Origin of the sequence: Streptomyces sp. NPDC053513 (assembly GCF_044544765.1) — a bacterium.
GTDB lineage: Bacteria > Actinomycetota > Actinomycetes > Streptomycetales > Streptomycetaceae > Streptomyces > Streptomyces litmocidini.
The window spans coordinates 1-16719 of record NZ_JBITXP010000008.1; the positions used below are offsets into that span (position 1 = coordinate 1).

At 74.6% G+C, this 16719-nt stretch carries 16 protein-coding genes and 1 riboswitch; of the genes, 11 read left to right on the forward strand and 5 right to left on the reverse strand.

The window, feature by feature from the left end; genetic code table 11:
* Positions 1-395 precede the first annotated feature (395 nt).
* Together ACIGW4_RS15565 and ACIGW4_RS15570 are read left to right on the forward strand one after the other, a co-directional pair.
* Positions 396-1556, forward strand: coding sequence for an enolase C-terminal domain-like protein (locus ACIGW4_RS15565; protein ID WP_399580871.1), 1161 nt, complete (start codon positions 396-398; stop codon positions 1554-1556).
* A 259-nt stretch (positions 1557-1815) separates the two neighbouring features.
* Positions 1816-3012 (forward strand): Rieske 2Fe-2S domain-containing protein, encoded by a 1197-nt coding sequence (locus ACIGW4_RS15570; RefSeq protein WP_399580873.1) that lies wholly within the window; start codon positions 1816-1818, stop codon positions 3010-3012.
* Positions 3013-3065: 53 nt separating this feature from the next.
* On the opposite strand, the gene ACIGW4_RS15575 is transcribed toward ACIGW4_RS15570, so the two are convergent.
* The gene (locus ACIGW4_RS15575) at positions 3066-4364 is read right to left on the reverse strand and encodes a zinc-dependent alcohol dehydrogenase (protein ID WP_123458171.1); all 1299 of its coding nucleotides are present in this window, start codon (positions 4362-4364) and stop codon (positions 3066-3068) included.
* Positions 4365-4592: 228 nt separating this feature from the next.
* The gene (locus ACIGW4_RS15580; protein WP_399580876.1) at positions 4593-4829 is read right to left on the reverse strand and encodes a hypothetical protein; all 237 of its coding nucleotides are present in this window, start codon (positions 4827-4829) and stop codon (positions 4593-4595) included.
* Between the two features lie 219 nt (positions 4830-5048).
* Between ACIGW4_RS15580 and ACIGW4_RS15585 the strand changes: the two genes are divergently transcribed.
* A complete protein-coding gene (locus ACIGW4_RS15585; protein ID WP_398709585.1) occupies positions 5049-7505 on the forward strand; it encodes a molybdopterin oxidoreductase family protein in 2457 nt (818 codons plus the stop codon).
* A complete protein-coding gene (locus ACIGW4_RS15590; RefSeq protein ID WP_123458174.1) occupies positions 7502-7996 on the forward strand; it encodes a hypothetical protein in 495 nt (164 codons plus the stop codon). The genes ACIGW4_RS15585 and ACIGW4_RS15590 overlap by 4 nt, the downstream gene beginning before the upstream one ends.
* Before the next feature lie 121 nt (positions 7997-8117).
* On the opposite strand, the gene ACIGW4_RS15595 is transcribed toward ACIGW4_RS15590, so the two are convergent.
* Positions 8118-9029: a UbiA family prenyltransferase gene (locus ACIGW4_RS15595; RefSeq protein ID WP_399580879.1), complete on the reverse strand. Its 912-nt coding sequence runs from the start codon at positions 9027-9029 to the stop codon at positions 8118-8120.
* A gap of 78 nt (positions 9030-9107) precedes the next feature.
* Here ACIGW4_RS15595 and ACIGW4_RS15600 point away from each other — a divergent pair, with 78 nt between their 5' ends.
* The 4 genes from ACIGW4_RS15600 to ACIGW4_RS15615 all read left to right on the forward strand — a co-directional run bounded on the left by ACIGW4_RS15600 (position 9108) and on the right by ACIGW4_RS15615 (position 12969).
* Positions 9108-10190, forward strand: coding sequence for a type III polyketide synthase (locus ACIGW4_RS15600; protein WP_399580880.1), 1083 nt, complete (start codon positions 9108-9110; stop codon positions 10188-10190).
* Positions 10191-10203: 13 nt separating this feature from the next.
* Entirely contained in the window at positions 10204-10740 is a 537-nt protein-coding gene (locus tag ACIGW4_RS15605; RefSeq protein WP_399581281.1) for an isoprenylcysteine carboxyl methyltransferase family protein, read from the forward strand.
* Complete coding sequence (locus ACIGW4_RS15610) at positions 10737-11768, forward strand: NAD(P)/FAD-dependent oxidoreductase (protein ID WP_399580882.1); 1032 nt, start codon at positions 10737-10739, stop codon at positions 11766-11768. The genes ACIGW4_RS15605 and ACIGW4_RS15610 overlap by 4 nt, the downstream gene beginning before the upstream one ends.
* Positions 11769-11916: 148 nt before the next feature.
* Positions 11917-12057: riboswitch (SAM riboswitch) on the forward strand.
* Positions 12058-12246: 189 nt separating this feature from the next.
* Positions 12247-12969, forward strand: coding sequence for an IclR family transcriptional regulator (locus tag ACIGW4_RS15615; RefSeq protein ID WP_123458178.1), 723 nt, complete (start codon positions 12247-12249; stop codon positions 12967-12969).
* 25 nt (positions 12970-12994) lie between these two features.
* Here the strand turns inward: ACIGW4_RS15615 and ACIGW4_RS15620 are convergent, their stop codons facing one another.
* Together ACIGW4_RS15620 and ACIGW4_RS15625 are read right to left on the reverse strand one after the other, a co-directional pair.
* Positions 12995-13363, reverse strand: coding sequence for a VOC family protein (locus tag ACIGW4_RS15620; RefSeq protein ID WP_399580885.1), 369 nt, complete (start codon positions 13361-13363; stop codon positions 12995-12997).
* 169 nt (positions 13364-13532) lie between these two features.
* A complete protein-coding gene (locus tag ACIGW4_RS15625) occupies positions 13533-14258 on the reverse strand; it encodes a DJ-1/PfpI family protein (protein ID WP_398709595.1) in 726 nt (241 codons plus the stop codon).
* Positions 14259-14399: 141 nt separating this feature from the next.
* On the opposite strand from ACIGW4_RS15625, the gene ACIGW4_RS15630 reads away from it, so the two are divergent.
* Genes ACIGW4_RS15630 through ACIGW4_RS15640 form a run of 3 tightly spaced genes read left to right on the forward strand, consistent with a single transcriptional unit; the run spans position 14400 to position 16668 of the window.
* The gene (locus tag ACIGW4_RS15630) at positions 14400-15035 is read left to right on the forward strand and encodes a metal ABC transporter ATP-binding protein (protein ID WP_399580887.1); all 636 of its coding nucleotides are present in this window, start codon (positions 14400-14402) and stop codon (positions 15033-15035) included.
* Positions 15032-15910, forward strand: a complete 879-nt coding sequence (locus ACIGW4_RS15635; RefSeq protein ID WP_123458182.1) for a metal ABC transporter permease — start codon at positions 15032-15034, stop codon at positions 15908-15910. Before ACIGW4_RS15630 ends, ACIGW4_RS15635 begins: the two co-directional genes overlap by 4 nt.
* Positions 15859-16668 carry a metal ABC transporter solute-binding protein, Zn/Mn family gene (locus ACIGW4_RS15640; protein ID WP_359586945.1) on the forward strand — a complete coding sequence of 270 codons (810 nt, stop codon included), beginning with the start codon at positions 15859-15861 and terminating at the stop codon, positions 16666-16668. Before ACIGW4_RS15635 ends, ACIGW4_RS15640 begins: the two co-directional genes overlap by 52 nt.
* Positions 16669-16719: the final 51 nt, after the last annotated feature.

The following is a 16719-nucleotide window of genomic DNA, read 5'->3' on the forward strand; positions in this document are numbered from 1 at the left end:
CCCTCCGTCGGCTCGTGCGCGAGGGCGAGGTCGCCCCCATCGGGGGGGGGGGGGGGGGGGGGGGGGGGGGGGGGCGCGCGCCGCCCCCCCCCCGGGGGGGCGGGGGGGGGGCGGGGCGGGGGGGGGGGGGGGGGGCGCCGCCCGCGGGGGGGGGGGGGGGGGGGGGGGGGGGGGGGGGGGCGGGGGGCGGCGGGGGGGGGCGGGGGGGGGGGGCCCCCCCGCCCCCCGGGGGCCGCCCCCCCCCCCCCCCCCCCCCCCCCCCCCCCCGCCCGGAGCGCGCGGGCGCGGCGGGGCGAGGCCGAGCGCTGCCGTGCCGTGCCCTCCTCGGCCCGTTTGCCGACGCCTCCGACGGGTCACCTGTGACGACGTCGGGGGTACGCGCGAGGGAGTACGCGATGGCCGGAGCCGGACGGAACGAGTACCGCGTCGACGCGGTCGACGTACACGCCTTCGAGGTGCCCACCGACGGCCCCGGCGGCAGGGAGCAGGACGGCACCCTGGAATGGGACTCCACGACGATGGTCCTGGTCCGGGTGCACGCCGGCGGCAGCACCGGTCTCGGCTACACCTACGGAGACGTGTCGGTCGCCTCCTTCGTCACCTCGCGACTCGCGCCGCTCCTCGAAGGGCGGGGGGTCCTGGCACCACCGGCCCTGTGGCAGCTCATGGGGACGCACATCCGCAACGCCGGCCGGCCCGGTGTCGGCGCCATGGCGCGCTCGGCGGTCGACGTGGCGCTGTGGGACCTCAAGGCCCGGCTGCTCGGCCTGCCGCTGGTGCACCTGCTGCCCGCCCCTCACGACCGGGTCCCGGTGTACGGCAGCGGCGGCTTCACGAACTACCCGCTCGACCGGCTCACCGAGCAGCTGGCCGGGTGGGCGGACCAGGGCATCCCACGGCTCAAACTGAAGACCTCGCGCGAGCCCGAACGGGATCCTCGGCGTCTGACGGCCGTGCGCGAGGCGATCGGCGACGAGGTCGAGCTCTTCACCGACGCCAACGGCGCGCTCTCCCGCAAGGAGGCCCTGTACTGGGCGCGCAGGTTCCACGAGGAGTGGGACGTGCGCTGGTTCGAGGAGCCCGTCGGCTCTGCCGATCTCGAAGGGCTGCGTCTGCTGCGCGACCGGGGCCCCGAACGCCTGGAGATCGCCGCCGGCGAGTACGCCTTCACCGCGCAGGACTTCGTCAACCTCGTGGAGCCCCCCGCCGTGGACTGTCTGCAGGCCGACGTGACCCGCTGCGGCGGCATCACCGGCGTCCTGGAGATCGCCGGTCTGGCGGCGGCCCGGCACCTCGACCTGTCCGCCCACTGCGCCCCGGCGGTCTCCGCCCACGCGTTCTGCGCCGTGCGCCGGCTGCGGCATCTGGAGTACTTCCACGACCACACACGGGTCGAAGAGCTGCTGTTCGACGGCACCCTGTCGCCCGTCAGCGGCATTCTGCGGCCCGATCCCACCCGCCCCGGTCTGGGCCTGGACGTCAAGTGGGCCGACGCCGAGCGCTTCCGCGTGTACGAGGCGCACCCTGTCGGCTCGCGGGCGCGCGAGGAGGGATGAGACCCGCCGAGGAGCGGCGCTCCGGCCGTGCGAGGCCGGAGGGCCCGCCGGTCGGTCCCGGTGGCTGCGGAGGAGGACCGATGCGTCGGTCACCCGCGCGGACCCGCCCTCCGGGCGTCGCCGACGGCGGGAGGCCAGGATGGAACGGTGCCGGGACGCCGTCGGTCGCCCGGCGGGCCGGCGCGGACCGGCTCGACCGGACCTGCGCGCTGGAACCCGCGGGCCCGATGCCCCACTCGACGGAACAGAGGGAGTGCGCATGGTCGAGACGCAGTCTGGCGGCGGCATCACGCCGCCCGTCCCCGGCGGCGACGGTGGCCGGCTCTCCCGGGGCACGGAGCCGCGGCCCGCGGGCCTTCCCGACCTGCGGCGCGTGGGCGCGCACCCCGACCACTGGTACCCGGTCGCGCTGTCGAGGAAGGTGCGCCGGGGGCGGGCGTACGCGACCGCGTTCGCCGGGGAGCGGATCGCGCTCTACCGCGGTGAGAGCGGCGCCGTGCACGCCCTGGAGGACCGGTGCGCGCACCGGCAGGTCCCCCTGAGCATGGGCGTGGTGGAGGGCGAGACGCTCCGCTGCTGCTACCACGCCTGGGCCTACCGCGGTGACGGCCGCATCTCCCAGATCCCCTATCTCTCCAAAGGAGACGGCCGGCCGCCGCGCGGGGTGCGCGCCTACCCCGTGCGCGAGGCGTACGGTCTGGTCTTCGTCTTCCCCGGGGATCCGGAGAAGGCGGCGGAGACCGCGTTCCCCGAGCTGCCGGCCCACGCTTCGCCGAAGTACCGGACCATGACCTTCTCCCGGACCGTGCGCTGCCACTACTCCTTCATGCACGAGAACCTGCTCGACATGAACCACCAGTTCCTCCACCGCGGCGTCGTGGGCAAGCTGCACCCGGAGCTCCTGAGCCACCGGGTCGACGGGCGGACGGTGGAGGCCCGGTACCTGTTCACGCACACCGGAGGGAAGCGGAACCGCAGCGCCGGCCTGCTGGCCGGTGAGGGCATCGGCGGTTCGGCCTCCAGCGACGTCATGACCATCCGGACGCAGTACCCGTACCAGACGCTCGACCTGGTTCCGGAGAACGCCGACCACCCGGCCTTCCGGCTCTGGGCGGCGTACGTGCCCGAGGACGCCGAGCAGCGCACGTGCCACGCCTATGGCCTGCTCATGATCGAGAAGCCCGGGATCCCCGCCGCCCTCCACGTGGCGTGGCCGTTCATCCGCCGTTTCGCCGAGCGCGTCTTCGCGGAGGACCGGATGGCCGTCGAGGCGGAGCAGAGGGCGTGGGACGAGCAGGGCGAGGACCGCAACCACGAGGTCTTCCCGCTGATCCTGGACGTCCGCGAGGTGCTGCGCACCCACGGCGTCCCGCTGGGGCCCCGGGCCGCCGCCTGTGACCCCGCCGCCTGCGACGGCGCGCTCGCCGGACACACCCGCCACGACGGGGGGAGGTGACGCCTTCCGGGCCCGCGGCCTTCCCGCAGGGGGCGGTCCGGGCCGGGGCGGAGTCAGCCCGCGTTCCCCTCGTGGGAGCCGGCCGTGGTGGCCGCTCCCGTGCCGGCCTCCTCGCCCATGCCCGGCGCGACGGCTCCTCGGTCGTCGAGGCCGAGCGCGACCTTCGTCCAGCCGGCCTCCCTGCGGTCGAAGGCCCGGTAGGCGGCGACGGCGTCCCCGAAGCCGGACCAGCGCGTGACGAGGGGGGTCGGGTCGAGCGTGCCGGAGCCCACCAGGGAGACGAGGCGGGGCACATAGCGGCGGTGGTTGCAGTTTCCCGTCTTCAGCGTGAGGTTCTTCATGAACGCCTCGCCGAACGGGTAGTGCTGGACCTGCGGCGGATAGACCCCGACCGTGCCGATGGTTCCCGCTTTGGCCACCATCCGCACCGACCACCGGGCCGCGAGGGACGGCGCGTCCCCGACCACCCAGGTGTCGCCGTCGGGGTTCTGTTCCGGTGCCGCTTCGGCGCGTTCGTGCGCGAACTGTCGTGCCTGGTCGTGCAGCGCCTCGGCCGCCGGCCCGTGCGACGGACGCCGGGCGTCCACGCCCACGGCGTCGATCACACGGTCCACGCCGATGCCACCGGTGAGCTCCAGCACGGCTTCGACCGGCTCCTCGCTGTCGAAGTCGACGGTCTCCGCGTGCTGGCGCCCGGCGAGGTCCAGTCGGTCGGCCACCGCGTCGACCACGATGATCCGGCCCGCACCCCTCAGACGCGCGCAGGCGATCGCCGCCTGCCCCACGGGCCCGGCCCCCACGATCGCGACCGTGTCCCCGTCACCCACCTCGGCGAGCTCGGCGCCGAACCAGGCTGTCGGATAGATGTCGGACAGGAGGACGGCCTGGTTGTCGTCCACGGTGTCGGGCAGCGGCACGAGTCCCACGTGCGCGAAGGGCACCCGGGCGTACTCCGCCTGGAGTCCGTCCAGGCCTCCCGCCGCCTCGGGACCGCCGAAGAAGACGGTGCCCGCCCGCGGGCCTCCCGGGTTGGCGTTGTCGCACTGCGCGTAGTAGCCCGCCCGGCAGTAGCTGCACGCGCCGCACGCCACCGTCGACGGCACGACCACCCGGTCACCGGCCCGCAGGTTGCGCACACCGGGCCCCACCTCCTCGACGACGCCCACGGCCTCGTGGCCGAGGATCCGGCCCTCCTTCATGCCGGGCATCGTGCCGCGGACGAAGTGGATGTCGGTTCCGCATATCGCGGAGGTGGTGATGCGTACGATCGCGTCGTACCGGTCCTGGATCTCGGGGTCCGGCACCTCGTCCAGACGTATGTCGCCGGTGCCGTGCCACACGACTGCCTTCATGACGGTGTCAGCCTTCCGTGCGTGCGGGTGGGAGTCGCTCGCCCGGTTCGGCGCCCTTGCGGCTGTCCGCCGGGCCTTGCGGGAGGGTTCGACGGCTTCGCCGTCGCCCTCGCGTTCCGCGTCCTGGGTGCGGGTCTCCAGCCGCGGCGCGTCGGCCGGGCGGCTCTCGACGTACCAGCGGTACCCGGTGCCCCGTCCCCGTATGCGGACCTCGGCGCCGTCCGGCGGTCACATCGGCAGGGCGGCCCGGAGGCGCTCCCGGAGTTCCGCCCCGTGGAGGTCGGCTATCGGCGCCAGGACGTCGGGATGGCGCAGGAGGGCCGCCGACCGGTGGTCCTCCTCCGTCGGGTGGGTCAGGCGGCGGAAGGCCACGGGCGCGGTGTCGCCGTGCGCCGCGGCCACCGCCTCGGCCGCGAGGGAGGCCAGGGCCGGGGAGCCCAGCAGGCAGGCGGCCCAGCTGGTCACGACCTCGTCGACCCAGGAGCGCCACGCTTCGGGGTGCTCCGGCGCGCCCCGGCATGGGCCTCGTCGACCGGCTGCGGGACGCCGTGACCGGGCGCGGCAAGGACTGAGGCCCGCCCCCCCGGCCCCGCTGACACCGGGGGTTTTCGGGGCCGCTTGGTCGGAGGACCCGGGGGTAGACGCGGGCCACCGAAAGGCGAAGGGGAAAGGCGGAGGTGCCGGATGGATTCTCCGAACGACCGGATCGCACGGCCCTGGGGCGGGCGGACCGCCTACGGCGCCGGCGGGACGTGGCCGACCCGGGTGGACACGCATCTCGCCGAGGGCGTCACGGCGGCCGATGTCGAGCGGTGGGTGCAGTCCGCGTCGGTGCTGCATTCGAACGGGGATGCGATGGACATCGCGGTGCGGGACGGCCGCATCGTCGGTGTCCGGGGGCGGGCGGCGGACCGGGTGAACCGGGGCCGGCTGGGGCCGAAGGACCTCTTCGGCTGGCAGGCCAACCACGCCGCCGACCGGCTGCGCAGCCCGATGGTCCGGGAGGGCGGCCGCCTCGTCGAGTGCGACTGGGACACGGCCATGGGCCGCGTGGTGGAGCGCTCCCGCGAGCTCCTCTCCGCCCATGGGCCGGGAGCGATCGGGTTCTACACCTCGGGGCAGCTGTTCCTTGAGGAGTACTACACCCTGGCCGTCCTGGCCCGCGCCGGGATCGGCACCAACCACCTCGACGGCAACACCCGGCTGTGCACCTCCACCGCGGCCGAGGCGCTGAAGGAGTCGTTCGGCTGCGACGGCCAGCCCGGCTCGTACACGGACGTCGACCACGCGGACACCCTCGCCCTGTTCGGCCACAACATGGCCGAGACGCAACCGGTCCTGTGGATGCGGGTGCTGGACCGGCTGGAGGGCGAGGACCCGCCGCGGCTGCTGTGCGTGGACCCCCGCCCCACCGTGGTGGCCCGGCGCGCCGACGTCCATCTGGCGCCCCGGCCCGGAACCAACGTCGCCCTGCTCAACGCGCTCCTGCACGAGGTCGTCCGGAGCGACCGGATCGACCACGACTTCGTGGAGTCGCACACGGTGGGCTTCGAGGAACTCCGCAAGCGGGTCGCGGAGTGCACCCCCGCCTGGGCCGCGGACATCTGCGACGTGCCCGCCGCGGCCATCGGCCGGGCCGCGGAGCTGCTGGGCGGCGCCGAGCGCCTCCTGTCCACGGTGCTGCAGGGCGTCTACCAGTCGCACCAGGCCACGGCGGCCGCCGTCCAGGTCAACAACCTGCACCTGATCCGCGGGATGCTGGGCCGGCCGGGCTGCGGCGTCCTGCAGATGAACGGCCAGCCGACCGCCCAGAACACCCGCGAGACCGGTGCCGACGGCGACCTGCCGGGCTTCCGCAACTGGCAGAACGACCAGCACGTGGCCGATCTGGCCCGGGTCTGGAACGTCGATCCGTCGGCCGTCCCCCACTACGCCCCGCCGACCCCGGCGATGCAGATCTTCCGGTACGCCGAGCAGGGGTCGGTGCGGATGCTGTGGATCAGCGGCACCAATCCGGCCGTGTCCCTGCCGGAGCTCGCCCGCATCCGCGACGTCCTCGGGCGGGAGAGCCTCTTCACCGTCGTCCAGGACCTCTTCCTCACGGAGACCGCGCAGCTGGCCGACGTGGTCCTGCCGGCCGCGACGTGGGGCGAGAAGACCGGGACGTTCACCAACGCCGACCGCACCGTCCACCTCTCGGAGAAGGCGGTGGAGCCGCCCGGGGCGAGCCGCCCCGACCTGGACATCTTCCTGGACTACGCGCGGCGCATGGACTTCCGCGACCGCGACGACGGCCCGTTGATCAAGTGGAGCACGCCGGAGGAGGCGTTCGAGGCGTGGAAGCGCTGCAGCGCCGGCCGGCCGTGCGACTACACGGGTCTGACGTACGAGAGACTGCGGGGCGGCACCGGCATCCAGTGGCCCTGCAACGAGGACGCCCCCGACGGCACCGAGCGCCTCTACACCGAGGGCATCGACTGGGCGCATCCCGACGTCTGCGAGAGCTACGGCAAGGACCTGGTCACCGGCGCGTCCGTCGAGGTGGTCGAGTACCGCTCCCTCAACCCCGACGGCAAGGCGGTCGTCAAGGCCGCCGAGTACCTGCCGCCGCACGAGGACACCAGCGAGGAGTACCCCCTCCAGCTGACCACCGGCCGCACCCTCTACCACTTCCACACCCGCACCAAGACCGGCCGGGTGCCGCAGCTGAACGCGGCGGCCCCGGAGGTGTGGGCGGAGCTGAGCCCCGCCGAGGCCGCCGCCCTGGACCTCCGCGAGGGGGACCTCGCCCGGATCACCACGGCGCGGGGGTCGCTGCAGGCCCGCGTCCGGGTCACCGACATCCGCGACGGGCTCGTCTTCGTGCCCTTCCACTACGGCTACTGGGACACCCCCGGCGGCCACGGACCCGCCTCGCCGGACGAGGGCAGGGCCGCCAACGAGACGACGGTCACCGACTGGGACCCCGCCTCCAAGCAGCCCCTGTTCAAGACGGCCGCGGCCCGCGTGGAACGCGTCGCTCGCGGTGACGGCACGCCGGCTCCCGCCCCGACCAACACCGCCTCCGCGCCGGCCGTGCCGGACGGCGTTCCGGCCACCGCCGGAGGACCACGGGCCCACGCGACGGAGGAACGGTCATGAGCGGCGTCACCCTCACCCTGCGCGCGCTCCATCACGGCGAGCGCCGTCTGGAGAAGGAACTCGTGGCCGTCGCGGACCGCCATCGCACGGAGCACGAGGTCCACCACGTCGCCACCGACCTCGCCCGCTGGTCCGGCGAGCACGCCGACCGCATCGCGGACGCGGCGCGGGCCTACGAGCTCGACCTGAAGGGCGGGACGGAGGAGAAGCCGGGCGAAGGCCTGCTCTCCGCGGTGCGGGAGAAGACCGCCGAGCTGCTGGGGCACCGGCCGGAGCCCGGTCTTCTCCTCCTGCGCGACCTGCGCTCCCTCCACCTGGCGGCGGCCGAGAACTCCCTGTACTGGGAGATGCTCGCCCAGTACGCCCAGGCGGCGAAGCAGGACCGGCTCCTGGCCCTGTCCTCCGACTGCCATCCGCAGACGCTGCGGCAGATGCGCTGGACCAACACCATGATCAAGGTGCTCTCGCCGCAGATCCTCACCTCTCTCTGAGCCGACGCTCACCCGTCTCCGAGCGTGACGCCCGCCTGCCTCTGGGCTTGTCCTCGCCCGTTTCGAGCCCGCGGGACGCCGGCCGCCCGCGCACGTCCGCCGTGCGTGCCGCCGCCGTCGGTCACGGCCAGCCCCGGCCTGCGGGCGCCGCGCCTCCGGCCAGCACCAGGAGGGCGGCGTCGAGGCCGGCCATGGCCAGGACGGCGACGAAGGGCACGCGTCCGCGCATCAGAGCGGGCGGTCCGGCCACCGCCACCACGCAGAGCGCGAGGGTCACGCCGATCAGGCCCGCCCCGGCCGGGGACACCCGGCCCGTCGGTCCCACCGTCAGCATCACGCAGGAAGCCAGTGCCAGGACCGCTGCCGACGCCGCGGACCCGCGCCTGCCCGCCCTCTGCGGGAGCCCGCGCACCCCTCCCGCCAGGTCGTCCTCGATGTCCGGCAGGACGTTGGCGAAGTGGGCGCCGGTCCCCAGGAGCGCCGCCGCGACGGTCAGCCACAGGGGCGGCCACGGACGGCCCGGGAGGGCCAGCGTCAGGAAGGCCGGCAGCAGTCCGAAGGCGACGGCGTACGGCAGCCAGGAGAGGACCGTCCGTTTGAGCCACAGGTTGTACGTCCACCCCGCGGCGACGCAGCCGAGGTGCACCGCGCCCGCCAGGAGTCCGCAGCCGAGCGACAGCGGGACGCAGGCCAGCAGGGCCAGGCAGGCCGCCGCACCCACCGTGCCGGGCCGCGCGGCCCCCGTGGCCAGGGGCTTGTCACGGCGTCCCGCGGCCCGGTCGCGGCGCAGGTCCAGCCGGTCGTTGCACCAGCCGATCGACAGCTGTCCCGCGGCGACCGCGGCGACCGCGGCGACCGCCGGGGCGGGGCCCAGCCCGGACGCGGCGGCCAGCAGCGCCGCGAGGACCGTCACCGTCGCCGCCGGCCCCGGGTGACTCGCCCTCAGCAGACCGACGACGGCCGGGGGTTCCGTCGAGCCGGGAACGGCCGGGGCCGCGAGGGGGTGGGTTCCTTCGTCCGTGGTGGGGCGCACCGCACCACGCTAGGCGACGGCGCGCCCATGACCTCCGGGTTGTGGGTGTCGGCGCCTCACCGTCCCTATGTTGGAGCAATGACCCGCGTCCTCGCGGTGAGCACGGCTTTCCCGCCGCACCGCTACATGCAGCACGAGATCACCGAAGACCTCGTCGCCGGCCTGCCGCCCGGATCCGACAGGGAGCTCGTGCGCCGGCTGCACGCGGCGGCCGGCGTGGAGAGCCGTCATCTCGCCCTGCCCCTCGACCGTTACCGCGATCTCGGTGCTTTCGGCGAGACCAACCGGCTCTTCGTCGAACTGGCCACCGCGCTGGGCGCCGAAGCCGTCACGCGGGCCCTCCACGAGGCCGGCGTACGCCCGGAGGACGTCGACCTGGTCGTCTCGACGACCGTGACCGGCATCGCGACGCCGTCCCTGGAGGCCCGCCTCGCGGCACGGATCGGTCTGCGGCCGGACGTCAGGCGCACGCCCCTGTTCGGGCTCGGGTGCTCCGCGGGCGCCGCCGGCCTGGCCCGCGTCCACGACTTCCTCGACGGCCGGCCGGGCGGCACCGCGCTCCTCCTCTCCACCGAGCTGTGCTCGCTCACCCTGCAGCGCGCCGACATGTCGACGGCGAACCTGGTGGCGGGCGGTCTGTTCGGGGACGGGGCCGCCGCGCTCGTGGCCGTCGGCGGTGGCCGCTCCTCCGCGTCCTCGCGTACGACGTCGCGGTCGGCCGGGTCCTCCGTGCCGAGCGTCGTGGCGGCCCGCAGCCGCCTGTACCCCGGGACCGAGCACCTGTTGGGGTGGGCCGTCGGCGACTGGGGCTTCCGCATGGTCCTCGGGCCGGAACTCCCCGGACTCGTCAGGCTGCACGTGACCGAGGAGGTGGAGTCCTTCCTCGCCGCGCACGACCTCAAGCCCGCGGACGTGGGGGCGTGGATCTGCCACCCCGGCGGCCCGAAGATCCTGGACGCGCTCGCCGAAGGGCTCGGCCTGCCGGCCCCGGCCCTCGCGGCGAGCCGTCGCTCCCTGGCCGCCCACGGCAACCTGTCCTCCGCGTCGGTGCTGCAGATCCTGAAGGACATCCAGGCCGACCGGCCGCCGCCCGGGACGATCGGCCTGATGCTCGCCTTCGGGCCCGGCTTCTCGTCCGAACTCGTCCTCCTGGCCTGGTGAGACCGCCGTGACCCTGCCGCTGTACACCCTGTTGGTCCTGCTGGTCGTCGCCGAGCGCTTCGTGGAACTCGCCGTGGCGCGACGCAACGGCGCCTGGAGCCGGGCCCGGGGTGCCCGCGAGTACGGCGCCGGGCACTACCCGGTCATGGTCGTCCTGCACGCGGCGCTCCTCCTCGGCTGCCTCGTCGAGCCCTGGGCCGCCGACCGACCCTTCCTGCCGCTGCTCGGCTGGCCCGCGCTGGCCCTCGCGCTGGCCGCCCAAGCCCTACGGTGGTGGTGCGTCGGCACGCTCGGGCCCCGCTGGCACACCCGGGTGCTGATCGTCCCCGGCCTCCCGCTCGTCACCGCCGGTCCCTACCGCCGCCTCCGGCACCCCAACTACGTCGCGGTCGTCGTCGAGGGCGCGGCCCTGCCCCTGGTGCACACCGCCTGGCTGACCGCCCTGGGCTTCTCGCTCCTGAACGCGGCCCTGCTCACCGTCCGCATCCGCTGCGAGAACACCGCCTTGGCGCCGTCGCACGTCCTCTCCTCCCCCGGGGCCGCGTCGTGATCGACCTCCTCGTCGTCGGCGGCGGCCCGGCGGGCCTGGCCACCGCGATCCACGGAGCGCGGCGGGGCTTCGACGTCGTGGTCGCCGAGCCGCGGCCGGCGCCGATCGACAAGGCCTGCGGGGAGGGGCTGATGCCCTCGGCGGTGCACGCCCTGAGGGCCCTCGACGTGGAGGTGCCCGGGCCGCTTCTTCGGGGCATCCGCTACGTCGACGCCGCCGGCGACCGGAGCGCCGAAGCCCGGTTCCGCACCGGGCCCGGTCTCGGCGTGCGCCGGACCGTGCTGCACGAGGCACTCGCAGCCCGGGCCGCCCGGCTCGGCGTTCCGGTCGTCCCCCACCGCGTCCGCCGGGTGACCCAGTCCGGGGCGCACGTGACCGCCGACGGGATCAACGCCCGGTATCTGGTGGCGGCCGACGGACTGCACTCACCCACCCGGCGCGCGCTCGGCCTGACCGTACGGCCGGCCGCCGGCCGGCGGCACGCGCCCCGGTACGGACTGCGGCGCCACTACGCCGTCGAGCCGTGGACCGACCTGGTCGAGGTGCACTGGTCCGCCGACTGCGAGGCGTACGTCACCCCGCTCGGGCCGCGGCAGGTCGGCGTCGCCCTCCTCACCTCGCGCCAACTGCCCTTCGACGACCAGCTGAGCCGTTTCCCCCGCCTGCTCGCCCGTCTGCGCACCGCCGACAGGACATCTGTCAGGGGTGCCGGGCCGCTCCGCCAGCAGGCCCGTTCCCGGGTGGCCGGCCGCGTGCTGTTCGTCGGCGACGCCGCCGGGTACGTCGACGCGCTGACCGGCGAGGGCCTCACCCTCGCGCTGACGGCGGCGGACGCCCTCGTACGCTGCCTTCGCGAGGGCAACCCGCAGGCGTACGAGCCCGCTTGGTGCCGCTTGTCCCGCAGCTACCGCCTCCTGACGAGGTCCCTGCTCTGGGTCCGGAACCAGCCACCGCTGGCTCCTCTGATCATGCCGACGGCCGCCCGGTTCCCGGGCCTGTTCCAGAGCGCCGTGAACCTGCTCGCCTGACCGTCACCGTCACCACCGCCGTCGCCGTCGTTGTCGCCGCCGCCTTCGCAGCGGCGGCGGGGGGGATCCCGCGAAGGGCACGCTCCGGCCGCCGCGTGGCCGGAATGCCGTTGGCGGGTCGGCCCGGGAGTCTTGTATGGTTCCTCGCGAATCATCCAGAGGGGTGGAGGGACCGGCCCTACGAAGCCCCGGCAACTCCCCGTCGACTCGGCGCTCCATGTTCGCGCCGCGCCGTCGGGATCAGTGCCAACTCCGGCCCGCGCCAACGTGGCGCGGGAAAAGATGAGGAGACACGGTGCTCTCTGTGCTGCCTTCCGCCCAGGCTCTGTCCACTCCGGGCTTCTCCCGTACCCGTCTCGTGGCCACCGCGGCGTATCGGCCGACCGCTTCGGCCCTTTCCCGCTGACCACCCCTGCCCTCCCCCGGGCGAGGTCTCCGCGCGTCAGGACGCGCGGACGAGACTGGAGTACCCCTTTTCGTGAACGTATCCGACATTTCCAGTGGCGTGGGTGTCCTCGACAAGGCCGCGGTGATCCTCGGCGCGCTGGCGTCGGGCCCGGCCACTCTGGCCGAGCTGGTCGCCGCCACCGGCCTGGCGCGGCCCACGGCCCACCGGCTCGCCACCGCGCTCGAACGCCACCGCATGGTCGGCAGGGACCTGCAGGGACGCTTCGTCCTCGGCCCCCGCCTCTCCGAACTCTCGGCTGTCGCGGGCGAGGACTGCCTGCTGGTCGCGGCCGGCCCGGTCCTCACCTCGCTCCGGGACGCCACCGGCGAGAGCACGCAGCTCTACCGCCGCCAGGGTGAGGTGCGCGTCTGCGTCGCCGCCGCCGAACGGGCCTCCGGCCTGCGCGACATCGTGCCCGTCGGCTCCGCGCTCCCCATGAAGGTGGGCTCCGCCGCCCAGGTCCTGCTCGCCTGGGAGGACCCCGAGCGCTACCACCACGGTCTGCAGGGGGCCCGTTTCACGGCCACGGCCCTCAGCGGCGTACGGCGCCGGGGCTGGGCCCAGTCGATCGGGGAGCGCGAACCCGGGATGGCCTCCGTCTCGGCGCCGGTGCGCGACCCGGCCCATCGTGTCGTGGCCGCCATCACGGTGACCGGCCCGATCCAGCGCCTCACCCGTCATCCCGGCGCCCGGCTCGCGAAGGCCGCCGTCGACGCGGCCGACCGCCTCACCGACGCGATGCGCCACGCCTGACCGTGACGAGCGGTGAGCTGCGGCGTCACCGGACCGGGATCGACTGGGTGAGGTTCACCGGGTTGCCGTCGGGGTCCTGGACGTGGGCGACGCGCTGCCCCCACGGCATGTCGTTGGCACCGCCGCGGACGGAGCCTCCCAGCGCCGCCACCCGGCCGAGCGTCTCGTCGACGTCGTCGACGTCGATGCTGAGCAGGATCCGCGGCGCCTCCCGGTTCCCCGGGGCCTCCTGGGCCACCAGGCCGAGGTCGGTGTCGCCGATGCGCAGGCCGAGGTAGAAGACCGGGCCTTCCTCCGGCACCCGGGAGGTCTCCTCGGCGCCGAACAGTTTCGTGTAGAAGCCGAGCAGGGCGTCCGGGTCGGCGGTGAGGATCACGGGCTGGATGGTGGACATGGCACTCCTGTCGAGAACGGTCGTGTCACGGGGTGGACCGGCCGGGGACGGAGAACTCATCGGTGGAATCGCCCCGCCCGACGGTCCCTCTGCCCGGCGGTCCCCCTCCCCGGTCGGCCTCACGACCGACCGGATCGCGGCCGGGCCTGCCTCAGCGGGCGGACCTGCCTCAGCGGGCAGGGCGTGCACTCCAGACGGTGCCCCGGGCCTCGTACTCCAGCATCTCCTCCAGGTTCGTCGCCGTGTCCGCGCCCAGTTCGCGGCGGACCAGCCAGAGCGCGAGGTCGAGGCCGGAGGTGATGCCGCCGGCGGTGACGAGGTCACCGTCGTCGACGACGCGGGCGTTCTTCACCAGGCCGCCCTGCCGTGCGAGGTCGGGTTTGGCCTTGTGGTGGGTGGTGCACGGGCGGCCCTCGGTGAGTCCGGCGGCCGAGAGGAGCATGACGCCGGTGCACAGGGCGCTGACCGTGAGCCCGGGCCGGACGGCGGCCGCGAGCGCGCGGGGCAGGGTGCCGCGATCGATCTCGGCCCAGACCCCGGGGCTGTCGCGGCGTGCGTAGCCGCCGCCCGGGACGACGAGCAGGTCCGCCTCCTCGGGGGCCCAGGGACGGATGCCCCGGACGGCCGTGCCGTAGGCGGCGGTCACGGCGCGGGCGCCGGTGGCGGAGACGTACCGGACCTCGATCGGGCGCGGGGTGAAGAACCCGGCGCCGGAGAGGACCTCGTACGGAGCGGCGAAGTCGAGCTCCTCGACGCCGTCGAACATCGCGACGTGGACGCGGAGGGGGCGGCTCGGGTCGGGGGTGGCCCCGGACGCGGGCGAGGCCGCCGTGGCAGCCAGCGCGCCCGTGGCGCCGAGGGCGGTGGTGGCGCGGAGTAATGCCCTGCGGTTCATGTGGTGCTCCTGTTCCTGGAGTGGCGGTATGAGAGGGGTCGGGCGGCGGCGGTCCACGGTTCCCGCCTGTTTCCGGGAACCCGGCACCCCTTCCGTCCGACTCCTCCACCGCACGAGCACGGTGGCGCTGAAGGGCACGGGATGGGCGGACTGGACATACAGATGCGGGGGGTCGCGTGCCGGCACGGCCGTACCGAGGCGGTCGCCGAGGTCGATCTGGAGATCGCCGCCGGTGAGCGGGTGGCGCTGACGGGGACGAACGGATCCGGGAAGACGACGCTGCTGCGTGCGGTCCTCGGGCTGCACCGGCAGGTCAGCGGCACCATCGAGGTCGGCGGGCGGCCCGCCCGTACGGCGGCCGAGTGGGCGTGGCGGCGCCGGTCCTGTGCGTGGATCCCGCAGAAGCCGGCCGCCGGCCGGTTCCCGCTGCGTGGGGACGAGCTCCTGGCGAGCAGCGGCGCGCCGACCGATGCGGCCGGGGCAGCCGAGCGGCTGGGAGTCGGAGCGCTGGTCGGGCGGCCCGTGGACACGCTGTCCGGTGGGCAGTTGCAGCGCATGTACCTGGCGCGTGCCCTCGGCTGCGTCGCGGCGGGCGCGCAGGTGCTCCTGGCAGACGAACCGACCGCCGCCCTCGACTTCGCCGGGCAGGAGGAGGCAGCCGACGTGCTGACCGCGCTGCCGGTGACGCTCGTCGTGGTGACCCATGACCGGGCGCTCGCCGAGCAGTGCGACCGGGTCCTGGAGATGGCTGCCGGGCGACTCAGGGAGGTCCGGTGAGCACGCTCGCGGCGGCCGACCTCGGCACCGTGCTCCAGCTCGTACCGGTCCGGCGGGCTGGCGTCGCCCTGCTCCTGGCGGCCGTCGGGCTGCCGGTGATCGGTGTGGTCATCGTCGGGCTCGACATCATGCCGGTGCGGTTCGCGATGATGCACGTGGCACTCCTCGGCATCGCGATCGGCCTGCTGACCGGGATCGATCCGATGCTGTGCGCGCTGGTGGCCTGTGCCCTGTCCGGGGCGGGGGTCGCTCCGCTGGCCCGTACGCCCGACGGGCTGTCCGGCGCCATGGGCCTGTTGATGAGCCTGGCCGTCGCGGCCGCGCTCCTGGTCCTCGCCGTCTCCGGCGTCAACGCCTCGGGCGCGTTCGCGCTCCTCTGGGGCTCGATCCTCTCGGTCGGCACCGCCGACCTCGTCGTCCTCGGCGCCCTCGCCGTGGTCGTCCCGTCCCTGTTCCGGTGGAAGCGGCGGGACGTCGCCCTCCTCCTGTACGACCGCGAACTCGCCGAGTGCTCGGGCGTACCGGTCCGCTTCCTCACCACCGCGCTCCTCGTGCTCGTCGCCGTCGCGGTCGCAGGCGCGATCAAGCTGACCGGTGCCCTGCTCGTCGACGCGCTCACCCTGCTGCCCGCGCTCGCCGCGCGACGGCTGGGCCGCTCGCTGTGGTCGATCATCCTGTGGGCGGTCGGCATCGGCGTCGCCGTCAACCTCACCGGCTTCCTTCTGGCCCTCTGGCTGGACTGGCCGCCCGGCCCGGTCCTCGTCCTCACGGCGGGGGCCGTCGTCCTCGCCGCGCACCTCTTCCCCGAACGGAGAAACAGCTCATGGCGCGCACCCGCGTCCGTAACGCCCGCGTCGCTTCCCTCGTCGCACTGACCACGGTCCTTCCGCTCCTCGCCGGATGCGGAAGCGAGGAGGCACCGGGGCCGGAGGCCCACAAGGGGGCCGGCCACAAGCCGGTGGTGGTCGTGACGACCACCTGGGAAGGGGCCTTCGCCAAGGCCGCCGGGGCCGAGGACGTCACGGTGATCGTCCCGCGGTCCGTCCACCACGCCCCCGACTACGACCCGAAGCCCTCGGACCTCGCCGCCGTCGCGAAGGCCGACTTCGTGCTGTACGCACCGTTCGAGCCGTACGCCGCGAAGATCAAGGAGGCGGCCGGTTCGAAGGCGAAGCTGGTGGAGGTGAACCTCGACAACGACCCGGCGAAGGCGGGCGCCGAAGTCACCCGGCTCGGCGGGATGTTCGGCACGAAGGAGGCCGCCGCGCAGTTCAGGACGCGCCTCGACGGCGAGGTCGTGAAGCTGAACGGTGAGCTCAAGTCGGCCTGGCCGGGCGGCAAGAGCCCGTCCGCGGTCGCCCAGGTCTTCACCGGGTGGGCGGCGGGCCTCGCCGGCGCGACGACGGTGGGGACGTACGGCCCCGAGCCGGTCACCCCGGCACAACTGGCCTCGCTCTCCGCGAAGAAGCCCGCGTTCGTCCTCGACAACGCCCACATGTCGACGGGAACCGTCCTCCCCGACACCGGCGCCGAGCAGGTGGAGATCGTCAACTACCCGGGCGAGGACCTGGACCTGCTCGCCGTGTACCGGAACGCCGCCGCCGAGCTGAAGAAGGCGATGAGCGGGGCCTGACCGCACGCGGAGACGGAAGGGCGAGGGGAGGGCCGCGCGTCGGCGCGGCCC

Bases quoted from the DNA above. Each gene is read 5' to 3' on its own strand.
- ACIGW4_RS15620 (WP_399580885.1), bottom strand. From the start codon at position 13,363: ATGTCCACCATCCAGCCCGTGATCCTCACCGCCGACCCGGACGCCCTG.
- ACIGW4_RS15630 (WP_399580887.1), top strand. From the start codon at position 14,400: ATGGGCGGACTGGACATACAGATGCGGGGGGTCGCGTGCCGGCACGGC.
- ACIGW4_RS15640 (WP_359586945.1), top strand. From the start codon at position 15,859: ATGGCGCGCACCCGCGTCCGTAACGCCCGCGTCGCTTCCCTCGTCGCA.
- ACIGW4_RS15570 (WP_399580873.1), top strand. From the start codon at position 1,816: ATGGTCGAGACGCAGTCTGGCGGCGGCATCACGCCGCCCGTCCCCGGC.
- ACIGW4_RS15590 (WP_123458174.1), top strand. From the start codon at position 7,502: ATGAGCGGCGTCACCCTCACCCTGCGCGCGCTCCATCACGGCGAGCGC.
- ACIGW4_RS15600 (WP_399580880.1), top strand. From the start codon at position 9,108: ATGACCCGCGTCCTCGCGGTGAGCACGGCTTTCCCGCCGCACCGCTAC.
- ACIGW4_RS15575 (WP_123458171.1), bottom strand. From the start codon at position 4,364: ATGAAGGCAGTCGTGTGGCACGGCACCGGCGACATACGTCTGGACGAG.
- ACIGW4_RS15565 (WP_399580871.1), top strand. From the start codon at position 396: ATGGCCGGAGCCGGACGGAACGAGTACCGCGTCGACGCGGTCGACGTA.
- ACIGW4_RS15585 (WP_398709585.1), top strand. From the start codon at position 5,049: ATGGATTCTCCGAACGACCGGATCGCACGGCCCTGGGGCGGGCGGACC.
- ACIGW4_RS15625 (WP_398709595.1), bottom strand. From the start codon at position 14,258: ATGAACCGCAGGGCATTACTCCGCGCCACCACCGCCCTCGGCGCCACG.